22 protein-coding genes are annotated in these 25,885 nt (G+C 69.9%); 10 read left to right on the forward strand and 12 right to left on the reverse strand.

The window, feature by feature from the left end:
• The first annotated feature begins 106 nt into the window (after window positions 1-106).
• Window positions 107-1,831, forward strand: coding sequence for a methionine--tRNA ligase (metG, locus tag O1G22_RS20485; RefSeq protein ID WP_270082671.1), 1,725 nt, complete (start codon window positions 107-109; stop codon window positions 1,829-1,831).
• A gap of 81 nt (window positions 1,832-1,912) precedes the next feature.
• Here the strand turns inward: metG and O1G22_RS20490 are convergent, their stop codons facing one another.
• The gene (locus tag O1G22_RS20490; RefSeq protein ID WP_270082672.1) at window positions 1,913-3,256 is read right to left on the reverse strand and encodes a pectate lyase family protein; all 1,344 of its coding nucleotides are present in this window, start codon (window positions 3,254-3,256) and stop codon (window positions 1,913-1,915) included.
• A gap of 109 nt (window positions 3,257-3,365) precedes the next feature.
• Between O1G22_RS20490 and O1G22_RS20495 the strand changes: the two genes are divergently transcribed.
• Complete coding sequence (locus O1G22_RS20495) at window positions 3,366-4,091, forward strand: hypothetical protein (protein WP_270086478.1); 726 nt, start codon at window positions 3,366-3,368, stop codon at window positions 4,089-4,091.
• Window positions 4,092-4,141: 50 nt separating this feature from the next.
• On the opposite strand, the gene aspS is transcribed toward O1G22_RS20495, so the two are convergent.
• Window positions 4,142-5,905, reverse strand: a complete 1,764-nt coding sequence (aspS, locus tag O1G22_RS20500) for an aspartate--tRNA ligase (protein WP_270082673.1) — start codon at window positions 5,903-5,905, stop codon at window positions 4,142-4,144.
• Between the two features lie 200 nt (window positions 5,906-6,105).
• On the opposite strand from aspS, the gene O1G22_RS20505 reads away from it, so the two are divergent.
• Window positions 6,106-8,325, forward strand: a complete 2,220-nt coding sequence (locus O1G22_RS20505) for a SpoIIE family protein phosphatase (protein WP_270082674.1) — start codon at window positions 6,106-6,108, stop codon at window positions 8,323-8,325.
• On the opposite strand, the gene O1G22_RS20510 is transcribed toward O1G22_RS20505, so the two are convergent.
• The 3 genes from O1G22_RS20510 to O1G22_RS20520 form a co-directional block, all read right to left on the reverse strand.
• Window positions 8,217-9,341: an AI-2E family transporter gene (locus O1G22_RS20510; RefSeq protein WP_270082675.1), complete on the reverse strand. Its 1,125-nt coding sequence runs from the start codon at window positions 9,339-9,341 to the stop codon at window positions 8,217-8,219. The two genes, O1G22_RS20505 and O1G22_RS20510, sit on opposite strands and share 109 nt — an antisense overlap.
• 94 nt (window positions 9,342-9,435) lie before the next feature.
• On the reverse strand, window positions 9,436-10,413 hold the full coding sequence (locus O1G22_RS20515) for a pirin family protein (RefSeq protein WP_270082676.1): 978 nt from the start codon (window positions 10,411-10,413) through the stop codon (window positions 9,436-9,438).
• Between the two features lie 116 nt (window positions 10,414-10,529).
• Entirely contained in the window at window positions 10,530-11,015 is a 486-nt protein-coding gene (locus tag O1G22_RS20520) for an SseB family protein (RefSeq protein WP_225100237.1), read from the reverse strand.
• A 718-nt stretch (window positions 11,016-11,733) separates the two neighbouring features.
• Between O1G22_RS20520 and O1G22_RS20525 the strand changes: the two genes are divergently transcribed.
• The 3 genes from O1G22_RS20525 to O1G22_RS20535 all read left to right on the forward strand — a co-directional run bounded on the left by O1G22_RS20525 (window position 11,734) and on the right by O1G22_RS20535 (window position 15,253).
• Complete coding sequence (locus tag O1G22_RS20525; protein WP_270086479.1) at window positions 11,734-13,560, forward strand: acyl-CoA dehydrogenase; 1,827 nt, start codon at window positions 11,734-11,736, stop codon at window positions 13,558-13,560.
• A 73-nt stretch (window positions 13,561-13,633) separates the two neighbouring features.
• Window positions 13,634-14,932, forward strand: coding sequence for a M18 family aminopeptidase (locus O1G22_RS20530; RefSeq protein WP_270082677.1), 1,299 nt, complete (start codon window positions 13,634-13,636; stop codon window positions 14,930-14,932).
• A gap of 66 nt (window positions 14,933-14,998) precedes the next feature.
• Window positions 14,999-15,253 (forward strand): DUF6458 family protein, encoded by a 255-nt coding sequence (locus O1G22_RS20535; RefSeq protein WP_270082678.1) that lies wholly within the window; start codon window positions 14,999-15,001, stop codon window positions 15,251-15,253.
• A gap of 13 nt (window positions 15,254-15,266) precedes the next feature.
• On the opposite strand, the gene O1G22_RS20540 is transcribed toward O1G22_RS20535, so the two are convergent.
• The 3 genes from O1G22_RS20540 to O1G22_RS20550 form a co-directional block, all read right to left on the reverse strand.
• A complete protein-coding gene (locus tag O1G22_RS20540; RefSeq protein WP_270082679.1) occupies window positions 15,267-17,075 on the reverse strand; it encodes an NHL domain-containing thioredoxin family protein in 1,809 nt (602 codons plus the stop codon).
• Between the two features lie 29 nt (window positions 17,076-17,104).
• Entirely contained in the window at window positions 17,105-18,361 is a 1,257-nt protein-coding gene (locus O1G22_RS20545; protein WP_270082680.1) for a recombinase family protein, read from the reverse strand.
• A 68-nt stretch (window positions 18,362-18,429) separates the two neighbouring features.
• Entirely contained in the window at window positions 18,430-18,834 is a 405-nt protein-coding gene (locus O1G22_RS20550; protein WP_270082681.1) for a cupin domain-containing protein, read from the reverse strand.
• Between the two features lie 51 nt (window positions 18,835-18,885).
• Here O1G22_RS20550 and O1G22_RS20555 point away from each other — a divergent pair, with 51 nt between their 5' ends.
• A complete protein-coding gene (locus O1G22_RS20555) occupies window positions 18,886-19,854 on the forward strand; it encodes a GlxA family transcriptional regulator (protein WP_270082682.1) in 969 nt (322 codons plus the stop codon).
• Window positions 19,855-19,885: 31 nt separating this feature from the next.
• Complete coding sequence (locus tag O1G22_RS20560; protein WP_270082683.1) at window positions 19,886-20,380, forward strand: LURP-one-related/scramblase family protein; 495 nt, start codon at window positions 19,886-19,888, stop codon at window positions 20,378-20,380.
• A gap of 18 nt (window positions 20,381-20,398) precedes the next feature.
• On the opposite strand, the gene O1G22_RS20565 is transcribed toward O1G22_RS20560, so the two are convergent.
• A complete protein-coding gene (locus tag O1G22_RS20565; RefSeq protein ID WP_270082684.1) occupies window positions 20,399-21,190 on the reverse strand; it encodes a carbon-nitrogen family hydrolase in 792 nt (263 codons plus the stop codon).
• 182 nt (window positions 21,191-21,372) lie between these two features.
• On the opposite strand from O1G22_RS20565, the gene O1G22_RS20570 reads away from it, so the two are divergent.
• Window positions 21,373-22,197, forward strand: a complete 825-nt coding sequence (locus tag O1G22_RS20570) for a maleylpyruvate isomerase family mycothiol-dependent enzyme (protein WP_225100245.1) — start codon at window positions 21,373-21,375, stop codon at window positions 22,195-22,197.
• Between the two features lie 375 nt (window positions 22,198-22,572).
• On the opposite strand, the gene O1G22_RS20575 is transcribed toward O1G22_RS20570, so the two are convergent.
• Genes O1G22_RS20575 through O1G22_RS20585 form a run of 3 tightly spaced genes read right to left on the reverse strand, consistent with a single transcriptional unit; the run spans window position 22,573 to window position 24,715 of the window.
• A complete protein-coding gene (locus O1G22_RS20575) occupies window positions 22,573-22,731 on the reverse strand; it encodes a hypothetical protein (protein ID WP_270082685.1) in 159 nt (52 codons plus the stop codon).
• 2 nt (window positions 22,732-22,733) lie between these two features.
• Window positions 22,734-24,044 carry an MFS transporter gene (locus O1G22_RS20580; protein ID WP_270082686.1) on the reverse strand — a complete coding sequence of 437 codons (1,311 nt, stop codon included), beginning with the start codon at window positions 24,042-24,044 and terminating at the stop codon, window positions 22,734-22,736.
• Window positions 24,041-24,715: a GntR family transcriptional regulator gene (locus O1G22_RS20585; protein ID WP_270086480.1), complete on the reverse strand. Its 675-nt coding sequence runs from the start codon at window positions 24,713-24,715 to the stop codon at window positions 24,041-24,043. The genes O1G22_RS20580 and O1G22_RS20585 overlap by 4 nt, the downstream gene beginning before the upstream one ends.
• 234 nt (window positions 24,716-24,949) lie before the next feature.
• Here O1G22_RS20585 and O1G22_RS20590 point away from each other — a divergent pair, with 234 nt between their 5' ends.
• On the forward strand, window positions 24,950-25,861 hold the full coding sequence (locus O1G22_RS20590) for a D-alanyl-D-alanine carboxypeptidase family protein (protein WP_270082687.1): 912 nt from the start codon (window positions 24,950-24,952) through the stop codon (window positions 25,859-25,861).
• Window positions 25,862-25,885: the final 24 nt, after the last annotated feature.

The following is a 25,885-nucleotide window of genomic DNA, read 5'->3' on the forward strand; positions in this document are numbered from 1 at the left end:
CCCACCCAGCAAAACGGGAAGCGGGCGGCCCACCCCTGTCGGCTACGATTTCAAGGTTCGAAACCGCAGAAAAAGCAGCAACCGCAGCGACCTGGGAGCAGCCACGATGGCTCGACACCTCATCACCAGCGCCCTTCCGTACATCAACGGGATCAAGCACCTGGGCAACATGGTGGGGTCCATGCTCCCGGCGGACGTGTACTCCCGGTACCTCCGCCAGACCGGCCACGACGTCCTCTACATCTGCGCCACCGACGAGCACGGCACCCCCGCCGAGCTGGCCGCCAAGGAGCAGGGCCTGCCGGTCGCCGAGTTCTGCGCCCAGGCGCACGACGCGCAGAAGGCGGTCTACGACGGCTTCGCGCTGTCCTTCGACTACTTCGGCCGCAGCTCAAGCCCCGAGAACCGCGAGATCACCCAGCACTTCGCCCGCAAGCTGAACGAGAACGGCTTCATCGAGGAGCGCGCGATCCGGCAGGTCTACAGCCCCGCCGACGGCCGCTTCCTCCCCGACCGCTACGTCGAGGGCACCTGCCCCCACTGCGGTTACGACAAGGCCCGCGGCGACCAGTGCGAGAACTGCACGCGGGTCCTCGACCCCACCGACCTGATCAACCCGCGCTCGGCGATCTCCGGCAGCACGGACCTCGAAGTGCGCGAGACCAAGCACCTCTTCCTCCTCCAGTCCAAGCTGGAGAACGAGGTCCGCGAGTGGGTCGCCCGGCACGACAGGGACTGGCCGCAGCTGGCCTCCTCCATCGCCCACAAGTGGCTGACCGAGGGCCTGCACGACCGCGCGATCACCCGTGACCTGGACTGGGGCGTCCCGGTCCCGGCCGACACCTGGCCGGAGCTGGCCGCCGAGGGCAAGGTCTTCTACGTCTGGTTCGACGCCCCGATCGAGTACATCGGCGCGACGAAGGAATGGGCCGACCAGGACCCGGAGAACCGGGACTGGAAGTCCTGGTGGTACGAGGCGGACTCCGGCGAGAACCCCGTCCGGTACACCGAGTTCATGGCCAAGGACAACGTCCCCTTCCACACGGTGATGTTCCCGGCCACGGAACTCGGCATCCGCGAGCCCTGGAAGATGGTCGACTACGTCAAGGCCTTCAACTGGCTGACGTACTACGGCGGAAAGTTCTCCACCTCGCAGAAGCGGGGCGTCTTCACCGACCAGGCCCTGGAGATCCTGCCCGCCGACTACTGGCGCTACTTCCTCATCGCCAACGCGCCCGAGTCCGACGACTCCTCCTTCACGTGGGAGCACTTCACGGCCACGGTCAACAAGGACCTCGCCGACACACTCGGCAACTTCGTCAACCGCGTGCTGTCCTTCTCCAAGAAGCGCTTCGGCGACGAGGTCCCGGCCGGCGGCACCCCCGGCGAGGCCGAGACGAAGCTGGGCGAGCAGATCGCCGAGCTCCTCGCCGAGTACGAGGGCCACATGGAGACCCTGCAGTTCCGCAAGGCGGCCGCCGCCCTGCGCGCCCTGTGGTCGGCGGGCAACTCCTACCTGGAGGAGAAGGCCCCCTGGCTGGAGATCAAGACCGACAAGGACGCGGCCGCCCTGACGCTGCGTACGGCGATGAACCTGATCCACCTGTACGCGGTGGTCTCCGAGCCGCTGATCCCGGCCAGCGCCCAGGCGATGCGCGAGGCCTTCGCCCTGCCTGACGACACCGCCTCCTGGGTCACGGCGGACGAGGCGAAGTCCTTGGCCTTCGTCCCCTCCGGCACCGCCTTCACCGTCCCTCCGGTCCTCTTCGCCAAGCTGACGGACGAGGACCTGGCGGCGTACAAGGAGCGCTTCGGCGGCGACGAGGGCTGACCGAGCAGTAACCACCCCACAGCGGAGAGGGCGCCGAGTTTCAGCACTCGGCGCCCTCTCGCGCACGCATGCGCCAGGGTCCTACTTCAGAACACCCGCGCCGGTCGTCGTCGCCAGCTCCGTCGGCAGGTTCTTCGCGCTCGTCTCCAGCCCCGCCGTGAGCGTCGGGGTCCAGTTCACGGTCGTCTTGATCTTCTTGGAGTTCGACGCGTTGTACGCGGCGACCAGGTCGGTGGCGGTGCCGTTGACGAGGTTGCCGCTGCCCGCGATCGAGCCGGTGCCGTCGCCGCTGAGCAGCTTGGCGATCTTGCTGCCGGCCGGCACCTTCCAGTAGTTGGCCTGGGCCACGACCTGGGCCTTGGCGCGGGAGTTGATGCTGTAGAGCGGGGCGTACCCGTCGACGGTCGTCGTGTCGTACAGGTTGTTGTAGACGTGGATCTGGCCGATCCGGGCGAGCGGGGCGCGCTGGACGATGCCCTTCCACACGTTGTGGTGGATCGAGACGCGCAGCTTGCCGGTGCTGTCCTTGTCGCTGCTGCCGATCAGCATCGTCTTGTCGTGGTCGGTGAACCGGTTGTGCTCGACGGTGACCAGGTCCGAGCCGTTGGTGATGTCCAGGTCGCCGTCGTGGACCTGGTACTGGCGGCCGTAGTGGTTCGGAGTGGCGCTGTCGAAGTGCGGGGCGTCGGTGAACGTGTTGTGGTCCGCCCAGACATGGGTCGCGCCGCGCAGGGTGACCGCGTCGTACTGCGAGTTCCAGTTGCCCTTGTCGCCGTCCGTCGGGTCCCACTGCGGGAAGCAGTCCTCGGTGGCGGAGAAGGTCAGGTTGCGGATGATGACGTTGTCGACGCCCTTCACCGTGAGGTCGCCGCCGGTGATACCGGCGCTGGTGCCGGGCACGCCCACGATGGTGGTGTTGGCCGGCACCTTGAGGACGACGTTCTTCGCCTGCTTCTGCTGGGCCGCGGCGCGGGCCTTCTCCTGGGTGCCGGAAGGCAGCTTGGAGCGGCCGTACGTCGACGGGTCGTACGCCTTCAGGTAGGCCGACAGCGAGTAGCCGGTCCCGGCCGCGTAGTCGGCACAGGTCAGCTTCTTGCCGCTGTCGTCGGTGTTGGCGTCGATCGTGCCCTTGACCTTGATGATCCGGGGCGTGGTGTCGGTGGCCGAGCCGAGCGCCTTCACCAGTTGGGCGCGGGTGGAGACGGTGAAGGTGTGCGCGGAGTCGGCCTTCGCGCCGCCGGTGGTCCCGGTGCCGGAGGCGGCCCAGCCGTCCTTGGCGGCGAGGGTCTGGTGGTACAGGTCGACGGCACCGGCGTTGGCGTTCATCACGAACACTCCGGCGCCGGCACCCGCGGCCACGACTGCGGCGGACACGGCGAGGGTGCGCCGCTTGCGGAGGGACCGGCGGTGGGAGGGAGCTGCCACGGGGGAGTCCTTAAAGGGTTGCTGAACGTGCCTTACGACTCGTCAGTAGCCGCCGCGCCGGAAGGAGTTGCCGTCCGTGGAGAAATTTTCCTGGCAGAGTGTCCGTCTCATGAACCTCCCCGAACACCGGCACCGGCTGCTCGCCGACGTCGTCACCGCGGGCGGCCCGTACGGTCTCGTCCTCGCCGGCGGCTACGCCCTCGAAGCGCACGGCCTGCTGCGCCGGCCGCACGCGAACCTCGACTTCGCCACGGAGAGCGCCGAGGACCTGGGGGTGATCGCCGGTGCCGTGGCCGCCGTACTGGAGGCGCGGGGGCGACAGGTGCGCGCCGACGCCGTGAGCGTGTTCACGGCGCAGCTGACGGTCACCGACCCGGCGAGCGGCAAGCCGTGTGCGCTGGCGCTGCACAAGGAGGCGTTCTGGCAGCCGCCGGCCCTCACCGAGTACGGCCCCACGCTGTCCCTGGAGGACGCCGTCGGTACGAAGATCCGCGCGCTGTACGACCGGGGCGCGGCCGTCGACCTCATCGACGCGCGGGCCGCCGCCGCCCGGTTCCCGCTGCCCGGTCTGGAGGAGCTGGGCCGCCGGCATGCCCACGACCCCTTCGATCTGCCCACCCTCCAGTCCCGGCTGACCGGCACGGACTTCTACGCCGACCGGGATTTCCTGCGCTACGGCCTGGACGAGGACGAGGTCGTCGCCCTGCGCGCCTGGGCCCAGCACTGGTCCGACGACATCGCCGAACGGCTGCTGGAGGAGGGTGCGTCCCCCGACGAGGAGTTCCCCGACGAGGAGTTCCCCGGCACCGAGGACGGGGAGCCCGGAGACGGCTGAGGCCCGGAAAGCCCCTTCTCGGGGTTCCGGGCCTCGGCCGCACACACTGCTTACTTCGGCTGCGGCTTCCTGATGTTCAGGTGCAGCTCGCGCAGGCGGAGCTCGTCCAGCTCGGTCGGGGCGCCCATCATCAGGTCCTGGGCGTTGCCGTTGAGCGGGAACGAGATCGTCTCGCGGATGTTGGGCTCGTCCGCGAGGAGCATGACGATGCGGTCCACACCGGGCGCGATACCGCCGTGCGGCGGGGCACCGAAGCGGAACGCGCGCAGCATGCCCGCGAACTTCTCCTCGACGGTCTCACGGTCGTAACCGGCGATCTCGAAGGCCTTGAGCATGATGTCCGGCTCGTGGTTCCGGATCGCGCCGGAGGACAGCTCGACGCCGTTGCAGACGATGTCGTACTGCCAGCCCAGGATGTCCAGCGGGTCCTGGGTCTGCAGGGCCTCCAGACCGCCCTGCGGCATGGAGAAGGGGTTGTGCGAGAAGTCGATCGCGCCGGTCTCCTCGTCCTTCTCGTACATCGGGAAGTCGACGATCCAGCAGAACCGGAAGACGCCCTCCTCGAAGTGCCCGGCACGCTTGGCGGCCTCGACCCGCACCGCGCCCATGATCTTCGAGACTTCGTCGAACTCGCCCGCGCCGAAGAACACCGCGTGGCCGGGGGCCAGGGAGAGGCGCTTGGTCAGCTCGGCGACGTTCTCCTCGGTGAGGAACTTCGCGATCGGGCCGGTCAGCGCGCCGTCCTCGCCGACGCGGACCCAGGCCAGGCCCCTGGCGCCGAGCGAGATCGCGAACTCGCCGAGCTGGTCGAAGAACTTGCGCGGCTGGTCCTGGACCGCCGGCACCGCCAGCGCGCGCACGTGCTTGCCGGCGAACGCCTTGAACTCCGAGCCCTCGAAGACATCGGTGATGTCCACCAGCTCCAGCTTGGCGCGCAGGTCCGGCTTGTCGGAGCCGTACTTCAGCATCGCCTCGCGGAACGGGATGCGCGGGAAGGGGGAGGTGACGTGGCGGCCGTTGCCGAACTCCTCGAAGAGCTCGGTCATGAGCTTCTCGATCGGCTGGAAGACGTCCTCCTGCTCGACGAAGCTCATCTCGACGTCGAGCTGGTAGAACTCGCCCGGCGAGCGGTCGGCGCGGGCGTCCTCGTCACGGAAGCAGGGCGCGATCTGGAAGTAGCGGTCGAAGCCGGAGATCATCAGCAGCTGCTTGAACTGCTGCGGGGCCTGCGGCAGGGCGTAGAACTTGCCGGGGTGCACGCGGGAGGGGACCACGTAGTCACGGGCGCCCTCGGGGGAGGTGGCGGACAGGATCGGCGTCGCCATCTCGTTGAAGCCCATCGCCGCCATCTTCTGCCGCATCGCGGAGATCACGGCCGTACGCAGCATGACGTTGCGGTGCATGCGCTCCCGGCGCAGGTCCAGGAAGCGGTACTCCAGGCGCCGCTCCTCGTTGACCCCGTCCTCGGCGTTGATCGTGAAGGGCAGCGGGGCGGCCGCGCCGAGCAGCTCGACCTCGGCCACCTCGACCTCGATCTCACCGGTGGGCAGGTCCGGGTTCACGTTCTCGGTTCCACGTGAAACAACGCGGCCGTCGACGCGGACCGTGGACTCCTTGGAGATCTTGTCCAGGGCCTCGTACGCAGGCGTGCCCGGACGGGCGACCAGCTGCGTGATGCCGTAGTGGTCGCGCAGATCGATGAAGAGGATGCCGCCCAGGTCGCGCCGATTGTGCAGCCAGCCACTCAGCCGGACGTCGGTGCCGACGTCAGAAGCGCGGAGCTGGCCGCAGGTGTGGGACCTGTACCGATGCATCGTCGTTCATCCAGTCTTTGCGAATCGGGTGTCGCCCGGCGGATAGGGCCTAGGCCATCCCAAGGGTACCGGGCACCCCAAGATCGGCTCCCCACCCTTTTTGCCTGCCCCGCGCTGGAGGATCCTCCGACTCTCCGGAGGGCAGGATCCTCACGTTTCTACGGTGGCAGCCCTCGATGAGATCTTCCTAAAGTGGGGCAATGCGTACAAGCGAGCCGCTTCCGGCCATCGGGGACGTCCTCGCCGCCCTCGCGACCGGGCTGTGGCACTGGGACACGGCCGCCGGCCTGGTCACCGTCGACGCGGAGGCGGCGCGGCTCCTCGGCCTGCCCGCGGAGCCGGTCACGCTCACCGAGGTCGAGGCCCGGGCCCGGCTGCACCCCGTCGACTGGAACGAGATCACCGGGGTGATCCCGCTGGCGGTGGACAAGGGCACGCTCGCCGAGGTGCGCATCCGGATCATGGACGAGCAGGGCAACGTCCTGCGGGTCGTCCGCAGCCGGTCGAAGCCGTCGTACGACCCCGAGCGGCAGGCGTACGAGCTGATCGGCACCCTCCAGGAGGTCACCGAGCCGACCCCGGGCACGCCGGCCGGACGCAGCGCGGTCACCGGGGACTGGCGCCGCTCGCGCGAGGCGTTCCTGCTGGACGCGGGCCGGGCGCTGGCGGAGGCCCGGTCCACGGCGGAGGTGCTGCGAGTGGCGTACGGCCTGTCGATGCCGGGCTTCTCGCCGGACGGGCTCGTGGTGTTCGGCGCCGAGGGCGACCGGCTGACGATCATCGGCCAGCACGGGCACGAACCCGGCGACATGAACCCCTTCTCGAACATGCCGCTGACCACCGACTACCCGGCCGCCGAGGTCGCCCGCACCGGACGCGCCGTCTACCTCTCCTCGCCGGAGGAGTACAAGGAGCGCTACCCGGTCACCTGGCCGCTGGCCCGGCCCTTCGGCCGACGGTCCTGGGCCTTCCTGCCGCTGACGGTCGCCGGGCGCACGATGGGCGCCTGGATGGCCGCCTTCGCCTACCCGGTGGCGTTCACGCCCGACGAGCGCGCGGTCCTCACCACGGTCGCCCGGATGCTCGCCCAGGCCCTGACCCGGGCCGTCGCCGCCGAGTCCGAGCGGGAGCTGACGGAGGGCCTCCAGCGCTCCATGCTGCCCTCGCTCGGCCCCGACATCCCGGGCATGCGGATGGCCGCCCGGTACATCCCGACCGGCGGCGGACTCCAGGTCGGCGGCGACTGGTACGACATGATCGCACTGCCCTCCGGCCGCTTCGCGCTGGTCGTCGGGGACGTCCAGGGCCATGACGTACGCGCGGCGGGCCTCATGGGCCAGCTGCGCATCGCCCTGCGCGCCTATGCCTCCGAGGGCCACCGCCCGGACGCCGTGCTCGCCCGGGCCTCCCGTTTCCTGCACGGCATCACGCACGACGTCCGGAACGGCGAGACGGCCGACGGGCCGGCGGACGAGCCGTCCGACCTGCGCTTCGCGACCTGCGTGTACGCGGAGGTCGACCCCGCGACCGGGATGCTGGAGATCGCCCGCGCCGGGCACCCGGACCCGGCGATCCGGATGGCCGACGGCACGGTGATGATGCGGCCGACGGCGGGCGGGCTGCCGCTGGGCATCGACCCGGACGCCGACTATCCGACGACCCGGTTCGCCCTCGGGCCCGGCGAGACGATGACCCTGTGCACCGACGGGCTGATCGAGACCGGCGGGCACGACATGGAGAGCGGCTGGGGGCGGCTGCGGGCGATCCTGGAGGAGCACGAGGACGATCCCGACCTGGAGTCGCTGGCCGACGCACTGGTGCAGGGCGTGCACGGACCGTCCTCGCACCACACCACCGGCCCGCTGGCCGACCGCCGCGAGGACGACATCGCGCTGGTGCTGCTGAGCCGGCCGCTGGACGGCACGGTACGGCCGGCGGTCCGGCGCACACTGCTGTCGGTGGCCCAGGACGAGCCGGACCGGATCTCCGAGGCCCGCCAGCACCTGCGCGAGCTGCTGCACGACTGGGTCTCGCCGGAGCAGACCGACGCGGCGGTGCTGCTGGTCTCGGAGATGGTCACCAACGTCCTCGTCCACACCGACGCCGACGCGCTGCTGCTGGCCGAGGCCATCGGCGAGCTGGGTACGCGCCGGCTCCGGGTCGAGGTCACCGACGCGGGCGACGACCTCCCGCACCGGCGACGGCCCGGCGAGCTGGCCTCCTCCGGGCGCGGTCTGATGCTGATCGAGCTGCTCGCCGACGCCTGGGGAGTGGACCCGCGGGGCGAGGGCAAGAGCATCTGGTTCGAGCTCTACGAGTCGGGGGACGCGTCGGAGGCCGAGTCGGGGGACGGGTTTGAGGCCGAGTCGGGGGACGGGTTTGAGGCCGAGTCGGGGGACGCGTCGGCGGGGGCCGCGTAACGGGCCCGTACCTCCTGTACGACCCCGAAGGCGGCGGCCGTCAGCGGTACGGCGAGCAGCATGCCGAGGATCCCGGCGACGGACGCCCCGGCGGTGATGGCGAGCATGACGACCGCCGGATGCATCTGCACGGTGCGGCTCTGGATGACCGGCTGGAGCACATGCCCCTCCAGCACCTGCACGGCGAGCACGACACCGAGCGCCCACAGCGCGATGACGAAGCCACGGTCGGCGAGGGCGACCAGGACGGCCACCGCGCCGGAGATGAAAGCGCCGAGATAGGGGATGTAGGCGCCGACGAAGACCAGCGAGCCGAGCCCGATCGCGCCGGGCACTCGGAGGATCAGCAGCCCGATGGTGATGCAGAGGGCGTCGATGAGCGCGATGAGCGTGGTGCCCCGCATGAACCCCTCCACCGCCTCGAAGGCCCGCCGGCAGACGGCCTCCAGGGTGTCGGCGGTGTCGCCGGGCGCGACGGCGCGCAGCATCTCGACGGCTCGGTGGGAGTCGCGCAGAAAGAAGAAGACGAGCAGCAGGGCCAGTACGGCCATGGCGACGCTCTCGGCGGCGACGCTGACCCCGCTGATCACATTGGACACGGCCGTCCCGCCGAACTTGCCCAGCAGCTGACGGGAGTTGGCGGCGAGATTGTCGAGCCCGGTCCCGGCGGCCCCGAAGTGCCGGGAGACCCCCTTGGCGGCATCGCGCAGCGAGGCGATGATCTGGTCGCCGGTGTCGATGAGCGCGGCGACGACGATGTAGACGGCACCGCCGACGACGGCCACGACGGCGACGCAGGTCAGCCCGGCCGCGATCGACGGCTGCACCCCCGCCCGCACCAGCTGCCGGTACAACGGCCCGAGCAACGCGGTCCCGAGCAGCGCGAGCAGCACCGGCGTGACGGCCGTACGGAACTCCCCGCACAACCGCACCCCCACCCACCCCACCCCGGCGACGAGCAACAGCACGACACACCAGGCGCCGAGCCGGCGAACGGGGTCGGGGAGCAGCTGCACGGGTCCAGCGGATCACGCCCGCCGACGGGTGTCCCGCCGTGCGGGGCCGGGTGGGTGAGGCCCGCCCGGCCCCCACCCGGCCCCGTCGTCGCCGTCAGCCCTGCGGACCGCTCTCGGTCATGCCGTGCACCGCGGGAACGGTGCCCAGCCTGCCCTTCTGGAAGTCCTCGAAGGCCTGCTGGAGTTCCTCGCGGGTGTTCATGACGAACGGGCCGTAGTGGGCCATGGGCTCACGGATCGGCTGTCCGCCGAGGAGGACGACCTCCAGGTCCGGGGTGTGGCTGTCCTGCCGCTCGTCCGCGCGGACGGTCAGCGAGGACCCGGCGCCGAACACCGCGGTCTGGCCGAGGTGCACCGGCCGACGGTCCGTACCGACACTGCCGCGGCCCGCGAGGACGTAGGCCAGGCCGTTGAAGTCCTCCCGCCAGGGCAGGGTGATCTCCGCGCCCGGGGCGAGGGTCGCGTGGATCATCGTGATCGGCGTGTGCGTGATGCCGGGACCCTGGTGGCCGTCCAGCTCACCCGCGATGACCCGCAGCAGCGCGCCGCCGTCGGGCGAGGTGAGCAGCTGCACCTGGCCACCCCGGATGTCCTGGTACCTCGGGGCCATCATCTTGTCCTTGGCGGGCAGGTTCACCCACAGCTGGAGGCCGTGGAAGAGACCGCCGGACACGACGAGGGACTCCGGCGGGGCCTCGATGTGCAGCAGTCCCGAGCCCGCGGTCATCCACTGGGTGTCGCCGTTGGTGATGGTGCCGCCACCGCCGTTGCTGTCCTGGTGGTCGAATATGCCGTCGATGATGTAGGTGACGGTCTCGAAGCCACGATGCGGATGCCACGGGGTGCCCTTGGGCTCGCCCGGCGCGTACTCCACCTCTCCCATCTGATCCATCATGATGAACGGGTCGAGGTGGCGGTAGTTGATCCCGGCGAACGCCCGGCGCACCGGGAAACCCTCGCCCTCGAAGCCGCTCGGCGCGGTCGTGACGGCCAGCACGGGGCGGGCCACGGCGTCAGCCGGCGCGGTCACGCGGGGGAGCGTCAACGGGTTCTCGACGGTCACTGCAGGCATGGTCGGTACCTCCTTGTGGGCCCACTTTAGTTGAGCGTTGAACTTTCTGCCACCCGTAACAGAGAGAGCCCGGAGGGAATTCCCTCCGGGCCCGGGGTCGCGTGGAACACGCCGGCTCAGCCGCCGTACATCCGGCGCATCGCGAAGTCGACCATCTGCTCGACCGCCTTCGCGTCGAACACCATCCGGTGCTCGCCCTCCATGTCCAGGACGAAGCCGTAGCCGGTCGGAAGGAGATCGATGACCTCCGCCCCCGTGATCACGAAGTACTTGGACTCCTTGCCCGCGTACCGGCGCAGCTCCTTGAGCGAGGTGAACATCGGGATCACCGGCTGCTGGGTGTTGTGCAGGGCGAGGAAGCCGGGGGTGTCGCCGCGCGGGCAGTACACCTTCGACGTGGCGAAGATCTGCTGGAAGTCCTCGGCGGACATCTGCCCGGTGGTGAAGGCGCGCACCGCGTCCGCGAGGGAGGGCGGGGACGGCTCCGGGTAGAGCGGCGGCTGCTGACCGTACCCGCCGACACCGCCCGGCATCTGCTGCTGCGGCGGGGCGTACTGCTGCTGAGCAGCGCCGCCGTCCATGGGCTGGCCGTATCCGTACATGGGCGCAAGCGTACCGAGCGAGGGCGTCCGGATGGGTGACGGCAGATTTATATAGCAATCGCTAGGGAATCTTGCTACGGTTTCTTTAGTGACCACTACAGATTCACTACGGAGAGCGCACTCGGGGGCACGTCATGTCCGGCACCGGTTCCGGTTCACCCTCTCGGGATACTCACTGGGCGGCGCGGTGGCGCTCCGGCCGGCCGCGCGGCATCCGGAGCGGGTGACCTCGCTGGTGCCGACCGCGCCCTTCGCCCGCGCGGACGCGCAGGTGCGGCTGACCGCGCGGGTGTGGCGGGAGCTTGTCGAGGCGGGCGATCCCGGCCGGCCGGGTCAGTTCCTGCTCGCGCATCGCCTGAGCCCCGCCGCGCTGGAGGCACTGGACCCGGCGGCGCTGGGGACTGCCGCGAAGGAGACCGGGGCGGGGTTGCCGGCGGGGACAGCGGAGCTGGTGGAGCCGGTGGAGCGGCTGGACGTGACCGCGGACCTCGCCCGGATCACCGCACCCATCCTGGTGGCCTCGCCGGCCGGGCCCCGGGTGCCCTGGCCGGCGGGCGGCGCTGCCGGCGAGCGGGGCCGAGTAGACCCTTCTCACACTCGGAGCCATAGGGGTTGCGTCTTATTACCGACGGGTAGCATCATCGTAGCTACTTGTTGGTACGTGAACTTAGGTTGCGAGGAGACAGTGCCTCGCCGATCCCTCTACGGAGCCGTCGCCATGGGGCACTACAAGTCGAATCTCCGCGACATCGAGTTCAACCTCTTCGAGGTACTGGGGCGCGACAAGGTGTACGGCACCGGCCCGTTCGAGGAGATGGACGTCGACACCGCCAAGAGCGTCCTGGAGGAGCTGACCCGCCTCTCCGAGAACGAGCTGGCCGAGTCCTTCGCCGACGCCGACCGCAACCCGCCGGTCTTCGACCCGGAGACCAACACCGCGCCCGTCCCGGCATCCTTCAAGAAGAGCTACCAGGCCTTCATGGACTCCGAGTACTGGCGGCTCGGCCTGCCCGAGGAGATCGGCGGCACCACCTCGCCGCGCTCCCTGATCTGGGCCTACGCCGAGCTGATCCTGGGCGCCAACCCGGCCGTGTGGATGTACTCCTCGGGCCCGGCCTTCGCCGGCATCCTCTTCGAGGAGGGCAACGAGGTCCAGAAGCACATCGCCAAGATCGCCGTGGAGAAGCAGTGGGGCTCCACGATGGTGCTCACCGAGCCCGACGCGGGCTCCGACGTGGGCGCCGGCCGCACCAAGGCGGTCCAGCAGGAGGACGGCTCCTGGCACATCGAGGGCGTGAAGCGCTTCATCACCTCCGGTGAGCATGACATGTCGGAGAACATCCTCCACTACGTCCTCGCCCGCCCCGAGGGCGCCGGCCCCGGCACCAAGGGCCTGTCCCTGTTCCTCGTGCCGAAGTACACCTTCGACTTCGAGACCGGCGAGCTGGGCGAGCGCAACGGCGTCTACGCCACCAACGTCGAGCACAAGATGGGCCTGAAGGCCTCCAACACCTGCGAGATGACCTTCGGCGACCAGCACCCCGCCAAGGGCTGGCTCATCGGCGACAAGCACGACGGCATCCGCCAGATGTTCCGCATCATCGAGTTCGCCCGCATGATGGTCGGCACGAAGGCGATCTCCACGCTGTCCACGGGCTACCTGAACGCGCTGGAGTACGCCAAGGAGCGCGTCCAGGGTCCCGACCTGGCGAACTTCATGGACAAGAGCGCGCCCAAGGTCACCATCACCCACCACCCGGACGTGCGCCGCTCGCTGATCACGCAGAAGGCGTACGCGGAGGGCATGCGCGCCCTGGTGCTGTACACCGCCTCGGTCCAGGACGCGATCCAGGTCAAGGAGGCGAACGGCGAGGACGCCTCCGCCGAGCACGCGCTGAACGACCTGCTGCTGCCCATCGTCAAGGGCTACGGCTCCGAGAAGGGCTACGAGCAGCTCGCCCAGTCGCTGCAGACCTTCGGCGGCTCCGGCTTCCTGCAGGAGTACCCGATCGAGCAGTACATCCGGGACTCCAAGATCGACACCCTGTACGAGGGCACCACGGCGATCCAGGGCCAGGACTTCTTCTTCCGGAAGATCGTCCGCAACCAGGGCGCCGCGCTGAACGCCCTCGCCGAGGACATCAAGAAGTTCCTGGCGCTCGGCACCGGCGGCGAGGAGCTGGCCGGCGCCCGTGAGCACCTGGCCAAGGCCGCCGTGGAGCTGGAGGCGATCGTCGGCCTCATGCTGACCGACCTCGCGGCCACCGAGCAGGACACCAAGAACATCTACAAGGTGGGCCTGAACACCACCCGCCTGCTCATGGCCTCCGGTGACGTCGTCGTCGGCTACCTGCTGCTCAAGGGCGCCGCGATCGCCGCCGAGAAGCTGGCCACCGCCTCGGCGAAGGACCAGGCCTTCTACACCGGCAAGATCGCCGCGGCGAAGTTCTTCGCGGCGAACGTCCTGCCGGGCGTCACCCTGGCCCGCAAGGTCGCCGGGAATGTCGAGCTGGACCTGATGGAGCTGGACGAGGCCGCGTTCTAGTCCCGTCGATTCGGTCCCACGGGCTCGCTCCCATACCGGGAGCGAGCCCGTGCACGTCGTTAAGGTGAACCCCATGAGCGCACCAGCCCGCTTCGACCGCGGCCACACCGACGACCTGATGTCCTTCCTGGCGGCCGGAGCGTCGCCGTACCACGCGGTGGCCACCACCGCGGAGCGGCTGGAGAAGGCGGGCTTCCGGCAGGTCGCGGAGACGGACGCCTGGGAGGGGACGAGCGGCGGCAAGTACGTGCTGCGCGGCGGTGCGATCGTCGCCTGGTACGTCCCCGAGGGCGGCGAACCGCACACCCCCTTCCACATCATCGGCGCCCACACCGACTCCCCCAACCTGCGCATCAAGCCGCGGCCGGACACCGGGGCACACGGCTGGCGCCAGGTCGCCGTCGAGATCTACGGCGGCCCGCTGATGAACTCCTGGCTGGACCGCGACCTGGGCCTGGCCGGCCGCCTCACCCTGCGCGACGGCTCCTCGGTCCTGGTGAACGTGGACCGCCCGCTGCTGCGCGTGCCCCAACTCGCCATCCACCTGGACCGCTCGGTCTCCACGGAGGGCCTCAAGCTCGACAAGCAGCGGCACCTCCAGCCCGTGTGGGGCCTCGGCGACGACGTGCGCGAAGGGGACCTGATCGCCTTCCTGGAGCAGGAGGCGGGCCTGGCGGCCGGTTCCGTGGCGGGCTGGGACCTGATGGTGCACCCCGTGGAACCGCCGGCCTACCTCGGCCGGGACCGCGAGCTGCTCGCCGGGCCGCGCATGGACAACCTGCTGTCGGTGCACGCGGGCGCGGCCGCCCTGGCCGCCGTCGCGACCTCCGGCGCCCCGCTCACCCGTATCCCCGTGCTGGCCGCGTTCGACCACGAGGAGAACGGCTCCCAGTCGGACACCGGCGCCGACGGCCCGCTGCTCGGATCGGTCCTAGAGCGCTCGGTCTACGCGCGCGGCGGCTCCTACGAGGACCGGGCCCGCGCCTTCGCCGGCACGGTCTGTCTGTCCTCCGACACGGGCCACGCCGTCCACCCCAACTACGCCGAGCGCCACGACCCCACCCATCACCCCCGGGTCAACGGCGGCCCCATCCTCAAGGTCAACGTCAACAACCGCTACGCCACGGACGGTTCGGGCCGCGCCATCTTCGCCGCTGCCTGCGAGAAGGCGAACGTCCCCTTCCAGTCGTTCGTCTCCAACAACTCCATGCCGTGCGGCACCACGATCGGCCCGATCACCGCGGCCCGGCACGGCATCCGCACGGTCGACATCGGCGTGGCGATCCTGTCGATGCACAGCGCCCGCGAACTGTGCGGCGCCGACGACCCGTTCCTGCTGGCGAACGCCCTCACGGCCTTCCTGGAGGGCTAGTTCGCGAACCGCCGGGTACCCGGCCGGCACCGGAGATTCCGGAACCGGAAAGGGAGGCGAATTCCCATGGGGCTCGGCGGATGCATCATCCTCCTCGCCGCGGGAGCCATCCTGACGTTCGCGACCGACTGGCACATGAAGGGCGTCAACCTCCCGGTCGTCGGGCTGATCCTGATGGCCGTGGGACTGATCGGCGTCGTGACGTTCACAGGGATCGCGCGGCGCCGGCGGGTCGTGGTCCCGCCGACGACACCGGTGGTGGAGGAGGAAGCCCACCGCCACCACCATGTCGACGGCTACCACGACGGCTACGGCGTCTGACGGCAACGCCCGGCTACTGCTCGTCCATCCCGGCCAGGACGAGCGGCAGCCGCTCCGCCCCGCCCGCTATGAGCCGGACCGGAACACCCCAGTCCTGCTGATGGACATGGCAGGCGGGGTACTCGTTGGCCACATCGTCGTCGCAGCTCGCCGCCATCGCCGAGACGTGCAACACCCCTTCGGGCACGGCGGGGTTCAGCTCCAGCTCACGCCCTAGGTCCGTGTCCGCGCCCTCCCCCTTGAGCAGCAGCTCGGGCGGGGTCGAGGAGACCAGCAGGCGCGTCGAGGGGCCGTACCGCGTGTCCAGCTTCTGGCCCGCCGGGGCCTGGAAGATCACGTCCAGGCGGAGGCGGCCGGGGGCCACCTCGGTCGCCGCGCGCTGGGTACGGTGGGCGACCGACTCCACCCGCACCGCCTCCTCCGGCAGCCGCAGCCGGGTCAGCCGGTGCCGGGCCGACTCCACGACCACGATGTCCGCGCCGACGAGCACGGCGTCGCTGGGCTCGCGCAGATCGGTGGCGAGCGTGGTGACCTCACCGGTCGCGGGGTCGTAGCGGCGCAGGGCGTGGTTGTAGGTGTCGGCGACCGCGACCGAGCCGTCCGGCAGCGCGGTGACGCCCAGCGGGTGCTGGAACAGGGCCTGCCCGGCGGCACCGTCCCGGTGGCCGAAGTCGAACAGGCCGGTGCCGACGGCGGTGTGGACGTGCCCGTCCGGGTCCACCCAGCGCAGGGCGCTCGTCTCGGAGTCGGCCAGCCACAGCCGGCCGGCGGTGGCCGCGAGGCCGGAGGGCTGGGCGAACCAGGCCTCGGCGCCAGGGCCGTCCACCAGGCCCTCGTTGGTGGTGCCCGCCGCCACGGACACGGTCGCGCCGGCCGGATCGTACGTCCACAGCTGGTGCACCCCGGCCATGGCGATCCACACCCGGCCGCCGAAGACCGCCACGTCCCACGGCGAGGACAGGTCCACCTCGCGGGCCGGGCCCGAGGTGGGGGAGCCCTGCCACCACTGCCGGCCGGTGCCGGCCAGGGTGGTCACCGCGCCCGTGGCGAGGTCCAGGCGGCGCAGCGCGTGGTTGACGGTGTCGGCCACGACCACCGAGCCGTCGTCGAGGAGCGCGAGACCCTGCGGCTCGTTGAAGGACGCCTCCTCGGGGCCGCCGTCCGTGAAACCGCGCGCACCGGAGCCGATGCGCCGTACGACGGTCTCCGCGTCCTCGGCCAGCTCCACCAGCTGGTGCCGGGTGGTGTCGCTGACCAGGAAGTTCCCGGACGGAAGAAGCAGGACCTTGCCCGGGAAGCGCAGGGTCGTCGGCTCCGGCTCCGGCGGCACGTACGGGCCGTCGCCGCGGCGCAGGGTGCCCTTCGCCGCGTGCTCCGCCTCCAGCTCCTCGACCAGCCGCTCGATGGCGTGCGCATGGCCCTCGCCCGCGTGCTGGGCGACGACGTAGCCCTCGGGGTCGATGACGACCAGCGTCGGCCACGCGCGCACCGCGTACTGCTTCCAGGTGGCCAGCTCCGGGTCGTCCAGCACCGGGTGCTCCACGCCGTACCGCTCGACCGCGTCCACGACCGCCTGGTGCTCCGCCTCGTGCACGAACTTCGGGGAGTGCACACCGATGACCACCACCGTGTCCCGGTGTCTCTCCTCCAACTCGCGCAACTCATCCAGGACATGCAGGCAATTCACGCAACAAAATGTCCAAAAATCAACAATTACGATGCGTCCTCGAAGCTCGGCGAGACCGAGCTCCTTGTCACCCGTGTTGATCCAGCCGCCCTTGCCGGTCAGTTCGGGCGCGCGAACGCGTGCGTGCTTTGCCATGATCCAGGCCAACCACACCTGTGTCCCAGCTATTCCTCGTGGCTTTCACCTGCCCAGAGGATCCGAAGCCGTTTCTCGGGATCGAACCGTCGCCCCCTGCCCGGAGCCCTGGTCACCCATACCCTTTCCACTGCGGCGAAGAGGAGACCTCGTCTTCCCTGTACCTCGCTCCCCTCCCACTGCGCCACAAGCGTCGGATTCCTGCTCAGAAATGCATCGGCCACCGCTTCCTCGACACGGACGGCCATCGCCCTGGCTCCTGGGCAGGTGTGTCCCAGCCGCACGCCCTGACACACGTACGAGGTGCCGTTCTTGCTCATGCGTGTACCACAGCCGTCGACGGCACAGAACAGCAGTCCGGTGAGGAGATGAGCAGCCCTGCGGACCGGACGCCTGAGACCATCGCCCCGGAGCCGGGTCCTGGATTCCAGCGCAGCGACGATCCACTGCTGTTCCTCCACCGTGACGATTCCCTCACCCACGATGACAGGGCAACCGGTGTGCGGATCCCGGTACGGGCGGACGACGCTGGTGTACTTCCGGAAGCAACGCTCCTCGTCCCAGACAGTCTCCGTTTCCGGAAGGAGGCCTGCGAAGGCCGGGGCCCTGAGGAGCTGGGACAACGAACCCACTTGCCACAAACCGCCTCTGGATGCGGCGACCTCGTGCTCGTTCAGCAACCGCGCGATCCTTACGAGGGACTGCCCCGCAAGTGCCTCATCGGCGATCAGACGTGCGTACACCGAGGTCTCGGGGTCCGGCGTCAATCGTCCGGAGCCGGGGTCGATACGCAGCCCGTAGGGCGGCTGCCCACCGATCCACCTACCTCGGCCACGCAGGTACTGCTTGGCGTGACGAATGCGTTCACCTTGCGTCTCAGCCTCGGTACGTGCCCACTCGGACAGCGAGGCCATGGCCAGCCGGTCCCCGGAATTCGTCGAATCCAGCCTGTTCATGACAGAGACCAACCGTCCGCCGACCTTGTCGAACTCGCACAGGAGCGGTCCGACTTCGGCGGTCCCTTTTCGGCTCAGGCGATCCAGCTTCCAGACGATCAAGGTCCGTACGGCACCCGACGTAACCGCGTTCCTGGCCGCGTCGAATCCCTTCCGCGTCACATGCTTGTAGCCAGATCTGCCTCGGTCTACATGTACCTGACGAACCAACAGGCCATGCTGCTCGGCCCAGGCCCGGCAATCGGCCTCCTGCCGCTCGATCGCCGTCTTCCCTTCCCGGTCCAGTGACAGCCGTAGGTAGAGATCGGCATGGGTGTCCGCCTGCTGCACATCCCCTCCCAGAGTTGCTCACTCTGTGAACGAACAGCAGAGTCAAAGGTAATGAACTTGGCGCATGCCTACGTCAGGGCGTGGCCGGTGGTGACGTCCACGTAGTCGGGCACCTCCTCGTGCCGGTCGCCGACCGAGAGGGTGTTGGTGGGCTCGAAGAGGAGTACTTCGGCGCGCCGGGGGGCGGACGGCTTGTGCCAGGTGCCGCGCGGGACGGTGAACAACGATCCCTTGGTCAGCACGACCGTGCGCTCCCCGGCCGGCTCGCGCAGACCGATGTGCACCTCGCCGTCGAGGACCAGGAAGAACTCGTCGGTGTCCTCGTGCACGTGCCAGACGTGCTCGCCCTCGAACTTGGCGAGACGGACGTCGTAGTCGTTGACGGCGGCGACGATGCGGGGGCTCCAGCACTCGTCGAAGGAGGCGAGGGCCTTGTCCAGGGGGACGGGCTGCGTGGGTTCCGTGGGTTCCATGGGTTCATCGTCGGGGGCGGCGGGACGGCCGACGAGTGCTAGGAATAGCACATGCCGCAAGGATCCTCGCACCGTGTCGTGCTGGTGGTCGACGAGAACTCCAACCCCTTCGAGATGAGCTGCGCCATCGAGATCTTCGGGCTGCCCCGGCCCGAACTCGGCCGGGAGCTGTACGACTTCCAGCTGTGCGCGGCCGACCCGCTGACCCGGATGCGGGACGGTTTCTTCACGCTCACCGGGGTGGCCGGGCTGGAGGCCGCCGAGGATGCCGACACGCTGATCGTGCCGAACCGGCCCGACACCGAGGTCCCGCGCGCGGAGCGCGTACTGGACGTCGTACGCCGGGCACACGCGCGTGGTGCCCGGCTCGTCGGGTTCTGCTCCGGCGCGTTCACGATCGCGGAAGCCGGGCTGCTGGACGGGCGCCGGGCGGCCTGCCACTGGATGTGGGAGCAGTCCTTCCGCACCCGCTTCCCGGCGGTACGACTGGAGCCGGACGTGCTCTTCGTGGACGACGGCGACATCCTCACCGCCTCCGGCAGCGCCTCGGCGCTCGACCTGGGCCTGCACATCGTGCGCCGGGACCACGGCGCGGAGATCGCCAACCACGTCTCCCGGCGCCTGGTCTTCGCCGCTCACCGGGACGGCGACCAGCGGCAGTTCGTCGAGCGCCCGCTGCCGCACGTGCCCGACGAGTCGCTCGGCCCGCTGCTGGCCTGGGCGCAGGAACGGCTGGACGAACCGCTGACCGTGGCCGACCTGGCGGCCCGCGCGCTCGTCAGCCCCGCCACCCTGCACCGCCGCTTCCGTGCCCAGCTGGGCACGACCCCGCTGGCCTGGCTCACCGGCGAGCGCGTGGCGCTGGCCTGCCGGCTGATCGAGCGCGGCGAGGAGCGCCTGGACGTCGTCGCGGCCCGCAGCGGCCTCGGTACGGCGGCCAACCTGCGGGCCCGCCTGCGCCGCGAGACGGGCCTGAGCCCATCGGCGTACCGCAGACGCTTCGGACCGGCGAGCCGGTGATGGCGGGCAGGCGGCGGGGAACGGTACCCGCATGAGATTCCACGTACGCGACCGGCTCCTCGGCATCGGTGAGGACTACTGGATCGAGGACGAGCACGGCCGCAAGGTGTACCTCGTCGACGGCAAGGCGATGCGGCTGCGGGACACCTTCGAGCTGAAGGACACCCATGGCCGCGTCCTGATCGACATCCACCAGAAGATGTTCGCCCTGCGCGACACGATGGTGATCGAGCGGGACGGCGAGGGCCTGGCCAGGATCAAGCGCAAGCGGCTGTCCCTGCTGCGCAACCACTACCGGGTCACCATGGCGGACGGCATCGAGCTGGACGTCAGTGGAAAGATCCTGGACCGCGAGTTCGTCGTCGAGTACGACGGCGAACTCCTCGCGGTCGTCTCCCGCCGCTGGCTGCACCTGCGCGAGACCTACGGCGTCGACGTCGTGCGGGAGGACACGGACCCGGCGCTGCTGATCGCGGTGGCGGTGTGCGTGATCCACTTGGCGGAGAAGGAGCGGGAGGAGGACTGAAGGCGGGCTGAAGGCGGACTACCGGGGCGGTCGCAGGCCGAGCACCCGGTCCTTCAGGACCGGGAACTGCTCGCGGGTGGCCGCCGCCTTCGCCGGGTCGAAGTCGACCGTGAGGACCTCCTCGTCCGGGCCCGCCTCGGCGAGCACCTCGCCCCACGGATCCACCACGATCGAGTGACCCGCCTGCGGAACCCCCGCGTGGGTCCCGGCCGTTCCACAGGCGAGCACGAACGCCTGGTTCTCCACCGCCCGCGCCTGAGCCAGCAGCGTCCAGTGCGCCCGCCGCCGCTCGGGCCAGCCCGCGGGGAGTACGAAGGTCTCGGCGCCGGCGTCGACCAGTGCGCGGAAGAGCTCGGGGAAACGGAGGTCGTAGCAGGTGGCCAGGCCCAGCGTGGTCTCGGGCAGCCGGACCGTCACCAGCGCCTGCCCGGCGCCCATCAGCACGGCCTCACCCTTGTCGAAGCCGAAGCGGTGGATCTTGCGGTAGGCGGCGGCCAACTCGCCGGAGGGAGAGAAGACGAGAGAGGTGTTGTAGACGGGCCCGTCCGGGTCTCGCTCGGGGATCGATCCGGCGTGCAGCCACACCCCGGCGTCACTCGCGGCCTTGGCCATGACCTCGTACGTCGGCCCGTCGAGCGGCTCGGCCTCGCGGGTGAAGTCCTCGTAGGCGAAGGCACCGGTGGTCCACAGCTCGGGCAGGACGACGAGATCGGACCCGGCCTGCCGGCGGACCAGCGCGGCCGCCCGGTGCCGCCGGGAGTCGACCGATTCGTCCTCGTTCACGGCGATCTGGATCAGCGAGGCGCGCACACTACCACCGTCCTGGCATTCGAGTCGTCCACACAGGCCTACGATCGTCACACGAAAGCACTGCCGGGGTGCCTGAAGGCAGCGTAACTTAGCCACTCAGACACCCGCCGCCGTGCCGCCGCCGCCCGCTGGCAACGCCGCCGCAACCTGCCCGTGTACCGACCGCCGAGGGGTCCCGTTCCGTGAGTCTGCATCCCACCCTCCAGCCCTACGCCGACGCCTGGACGCACTCCATCGACGCGATATCCGAGATGGTCCAGTCGCTCGTCGAGGGCGAGTGGAACCGGCGGACCCCCTGCCCGGGTTGGTCGGTGCGCGACGTCGTGTCCCACGTGATCGGCATGGACTGCGAGATGCTCGGCGACCCGCGCCCGATCCACTCCCTGCCGCGTGACCTCTTCCACGTCCGGACCGAGCACCAGCGGTACATGGAGATGCAGGTGGACAGCCGCCGGCATCACACCGGGCCGGAGATGACGGCCGAGCTGGAGTACACGGTCATCCGCCGCAACCGCCAGCTGCGCAACGAGTCCCGCGACCCCGACACCACGGTGCGCGGGCCGCTCGGCAAGGACATCACTCTGGAAGAGGCCTACCGCACCCGGGCGTTCGACGTCTGGGTGCACGAACAGGACCTGCGCACCGCCCTGGGCCGCCCCGGCAACCTCGACTCACCGGGCGCGCACGTGGCCCGCGATGTCCTCCTCGAAGCACTCCCCAAGGTGGTGGCGAAGGACGCCGGCGCCCCGCGCAGCTCGGCGATCGTCTTCGACGTGCACGGCCCGGTGGAGTTCCTGCGCACGATCCGCGTCGACATCCAGGGCCGCGGCACCCTCGAAACAGCCCCGGCCCTCGGCCCCGCCGCCACCCTCACCCTCGACTGGGAAACCTACGTCCGCCTGTCCTGCGGTCGCATCACCCCGGAAGCAGCCACAGACCGAGTGAAAACAGAGGGCGACCCGGAACTGACGGCCGCGATCCTGCGGAACTTCGCGGTGACGCCGTAACAGGCGGGGCTTCGCGCTGACGCCGTACCGGGCGGAACTTCGCGGTGAGTCCACAGCGGGTGGGGCTTGGCGTAGACGCCGTAGCCGGCGGGCTTGGCGTGATGCCGCAGCCTACGGGCTCGACGGTGACGCCGTAGCGCGTGGAGCTTGGCGGAGACGCTGTAGCGGGTGGGGCTTCGCGGAGATGTCGTAGCGCGTGGGCTGGGTGGAGACGCCATAGCGGACGGGCTGGGCGGTGACCGTAACGGATGGGTTTGGCGGAGACGCTGTAGCTGTGGGGCCTCGCGGAGACGTCATAACGGATGGGCCGGGTGGAGACGCTGTAGCGCGTGGGGCGTCGCGGAGACGCTGTAGCGCGTGGGGCCTGCCGGAGATTCAGTAGCGCGTGAGCTGGGTGGTGACGCCGTAACGGGTGGGCTGGGTGGTGACGCCGTGGGCGATGCCGTGACGGGCAGCCGCCGACGGCGGGCACCACAGCAGGTCGTCCAGCCTCTCGACCAACTGGAAACGGGCGGTGCGCGGGTGGGAGAACACGGCTACGCCGCAGGCACGTGCACCGTCTCCACCCGGCTCGCGACAAGCCGCTCACGCTCACGCCGAGCAGCCCGCCCACGGAGCCGCAGGATCTGGCTAACCCCCAGCGCCTGCAACACGAACACCGCGGAGAACGCCACGCCGTAATCGTCACCGGTGGCATCCAGCAGCACCCCGACCGCGAACAACGTCGTCATCGAGGCGATGAACCCACCCATGTTGGTGATCCCCGACGCCGTCCCCTGCCGCTCGGGCGGGTTGGCCGGCCGAGCGAAATCGAAGCCGAGCATCGACGCCGGCCCACACGCCCCGAGCACCGCACACAGCACCACCAACAGCCACATCGGCGCATGCGCGCCGGGATACACCAGCGTCCCGGCCCACAGCAGCGCCGTCGCCCCCACCGTCCCCAACGCCAGCGGCAGCCGCGCCGCATGGTGCCGGGCGACGATCTGCCCGTAGACGAGCCCGATCACCATGTTGGCCAGCACGACCAGCGTCAGCAGCTCACCGGCCGTGGCCCGGCTCAGCCCCTGCGCCTGCACCAGGAACGGCATGCCCCACAGCAGCAGGAACACCATCGCCGGGAACTGAGTGGTGAAGTGCACCCACAGCCCCAGCCGCGTCCCCGGCTCCCGCCAGGCCGCCGCGATCTGCCGCCGCACATACGCCGCACCCTGATGCGGCGACGGCTCCGGCTCGTACCCCTCGGGATGGTCCTGCAGGAACAGCAGCGTCAGCACCAGCACCACGACCCCCGCGAGCGCGCTGCCCGCGAACGCCGGGGTCCAGCCGATGCCGTGGAGCAGCCGGGCGATGACCAGGGTGGAGACCAGGTTGCCCGCCATGCCGGCCAGCCCCGCGAGCTGCGCGACCAGCGGCCCGCGCCGGGCCGGGAACCAGCGGGTGCCGAGCCGCAGCACGCTGATGAAGGTCATCGCGTCCCCGCAGCCCAGCAGCGCCCGGGAGGCGAGTGCGGTGCCGTACGACGGCGAGAAGGCGAAGCCGAGCTGCCCGGCCGTGAACAGCACGGCGCCGATGCTCAGTACCTTCTTCGTGCCGAGCCGGTCGACCAGCAGCCCGACGGGTATCTGCATGCCGGCGTAGACCAGCAGCTGGAGTATGGAGAACGTGGACAGCGCGGAGGCGTTGACGTGGAAGCGGTCGGCCGCGTCCAGGCCCGCGACGCCCAGTGACGTACGGAAGATGACGGCGACGAAGTAGACGGCGACGCCTATGGACCACACGGTGACGGCGCGTCGGCCGCCCGGCGGGTCACCCGGGAGGGTGGCCTTGCTGCTGGTGGCGCTCATCGCACCTCACCCCGCGCGAGATGCGAGAACCAGCTCACATGCCGGTGCACGACCCCGACGGCCGCGTCCGCGTCCCCGGCGCGCAGCGCGTCCAGGATCTCCTCGTGCTCGGCGAGCGTCTTGGCGATCCGGTCCGGGTGCGAGTGCATGATGGCGACGCCCATCCGCAGCTGGCGGTCGCGCAGCTGGTCGTAGAGCCGGGACAGGATCTCGTTGCCGCCGCTGCGCACGATCTCGGCGTGAAAGGCCCGGTCGGTCACCGCGGCCGCGGCCAGATCACCGGCGGCGGCCTGCGCCTTCTGCCGCTCCAGCAGCTCGGCCAGCCGCTCCAGCAGGCCCGGCGGCGCGGGTACGGCCTTGCGCGCCGCGTGCTCCTCGACCAGCAGCCGGGTCTCCACGACGTCGGCGATCTCCTGCGCGGAGACGGGCAGCACGAGGGCGCCCTTCTTCGGGTAGAGCCGGATCAGGCCCTCGACCTCCAGCCGCAGCAACGCCTCGCGCACCGGCGTGCGCGAGACCCCGACGGCCTCGGCCAGCTCACCCTCGGTGAGCAGGGTCCCGCCCTCGTAACGACGGTCGAGAACACCCTGCTTGACGTGTGTGTAGACGCGGTCGGCCGCGGGAGGCTGCTTCATCGACCGGGTCTCCGGCTGGTTCGTCGGCTGCTTCATGGGGCGGTTCATCGGTGGGGCGGGCTGCTGGACGGCCGTGTTCATGCCCACAGGATAGATACAACACGTACGCATGCGGGGGAGGCGTCCATCATGCGGACGTGACCGAAATCACCGGCGCCAACCGCACAACCATCTGTGCTACTTACGTGTCACACCTATGCGGCCCCCTGCTCTTGCCATCTCAACTCGGCCGCATTTCTGGGGCATTCAAGACAATCGGGGTATCTCACTTTGATTACCGGCATTCACGGCACCCGCAGGACCCGCATCCGCAGAGGCGCCGCCGTCGCCGTCACCTCCGGCGCACTGCTCGCGACCGGTGCCCTCACCGCGGTTCCCGCGCAGGCCGTCACGGCGCCCTCGATCGTGGCCAAGGGTGGCTACGTCATGAACAACGCGAACGGCGCGACGCTGTACAACAAGACAGCGGACACGCGTCGCTCCACCGGATCCACCACCAAGATCATGACCGCCAAGGTCGTGCTCGCGCAGTCGAACCTCAACCTCGACAAGCAGGTGACGATCCAGAAGATCTACAGCGACTACGTCGTCAAGAACAACGCCTCCCAGGCGCACCTGATCGTCGGCGACAAGGTCACCGTCCGCCAGCTGCTGTACGGCCTGATGCTGCCGTCCGGCTGCGACGCCGCCTACGCACTCGCCGACACCTACGGCTCCGGCACCACCCGCGACGCGCGCGTGAAGAACTTCATCGGCAAGATGAACGCCGCCGCCAGCAGCCTGGGCCTGAAGAACACCCACTTCGACTCGTTCGACGGCATCGGCAACGGCAACAACTACTCGACGCCGCGCGACCTGACGAAGATCGCCAGCAGCGCGATGAAGAACGCCACCTTCCGCGCGATCGTCAAGACCAAGGCGTACACCGCCAAGACGGTCACCAAGACGGGCAGCATCCGCACGATGCAGACGTGGACCAACACCAACACGCTGCTCTCCAGCTACAGCGGCACCATCGGCGTGAAGACCGGCTCCGGCCCCGAGGCCGGTGCGTGCCTCGTCTTCGCCGCCACCCGCAACGGCAAGACGGTCATCGGCACCGTCCTGGCCTCCACCACGTACGCACAGCGCGCCACGGACGCCACGAAGCTCCTCAACTACAGTTTCGCCCGGCTCGGCTGACGCCACCTCAGACACCCACGGGCC

Origin of the sequence: Streptomyces camelliae (assembly GCF_027625935.1) — a bacterium.
In the GTDB taxonomy this organism is placed as follows: Bacteria; Actinomycetota; Actinomycetes; order Streptomycetales; family Streptomycetaceae; genus Streptomyces; species Streptomyces camelliae.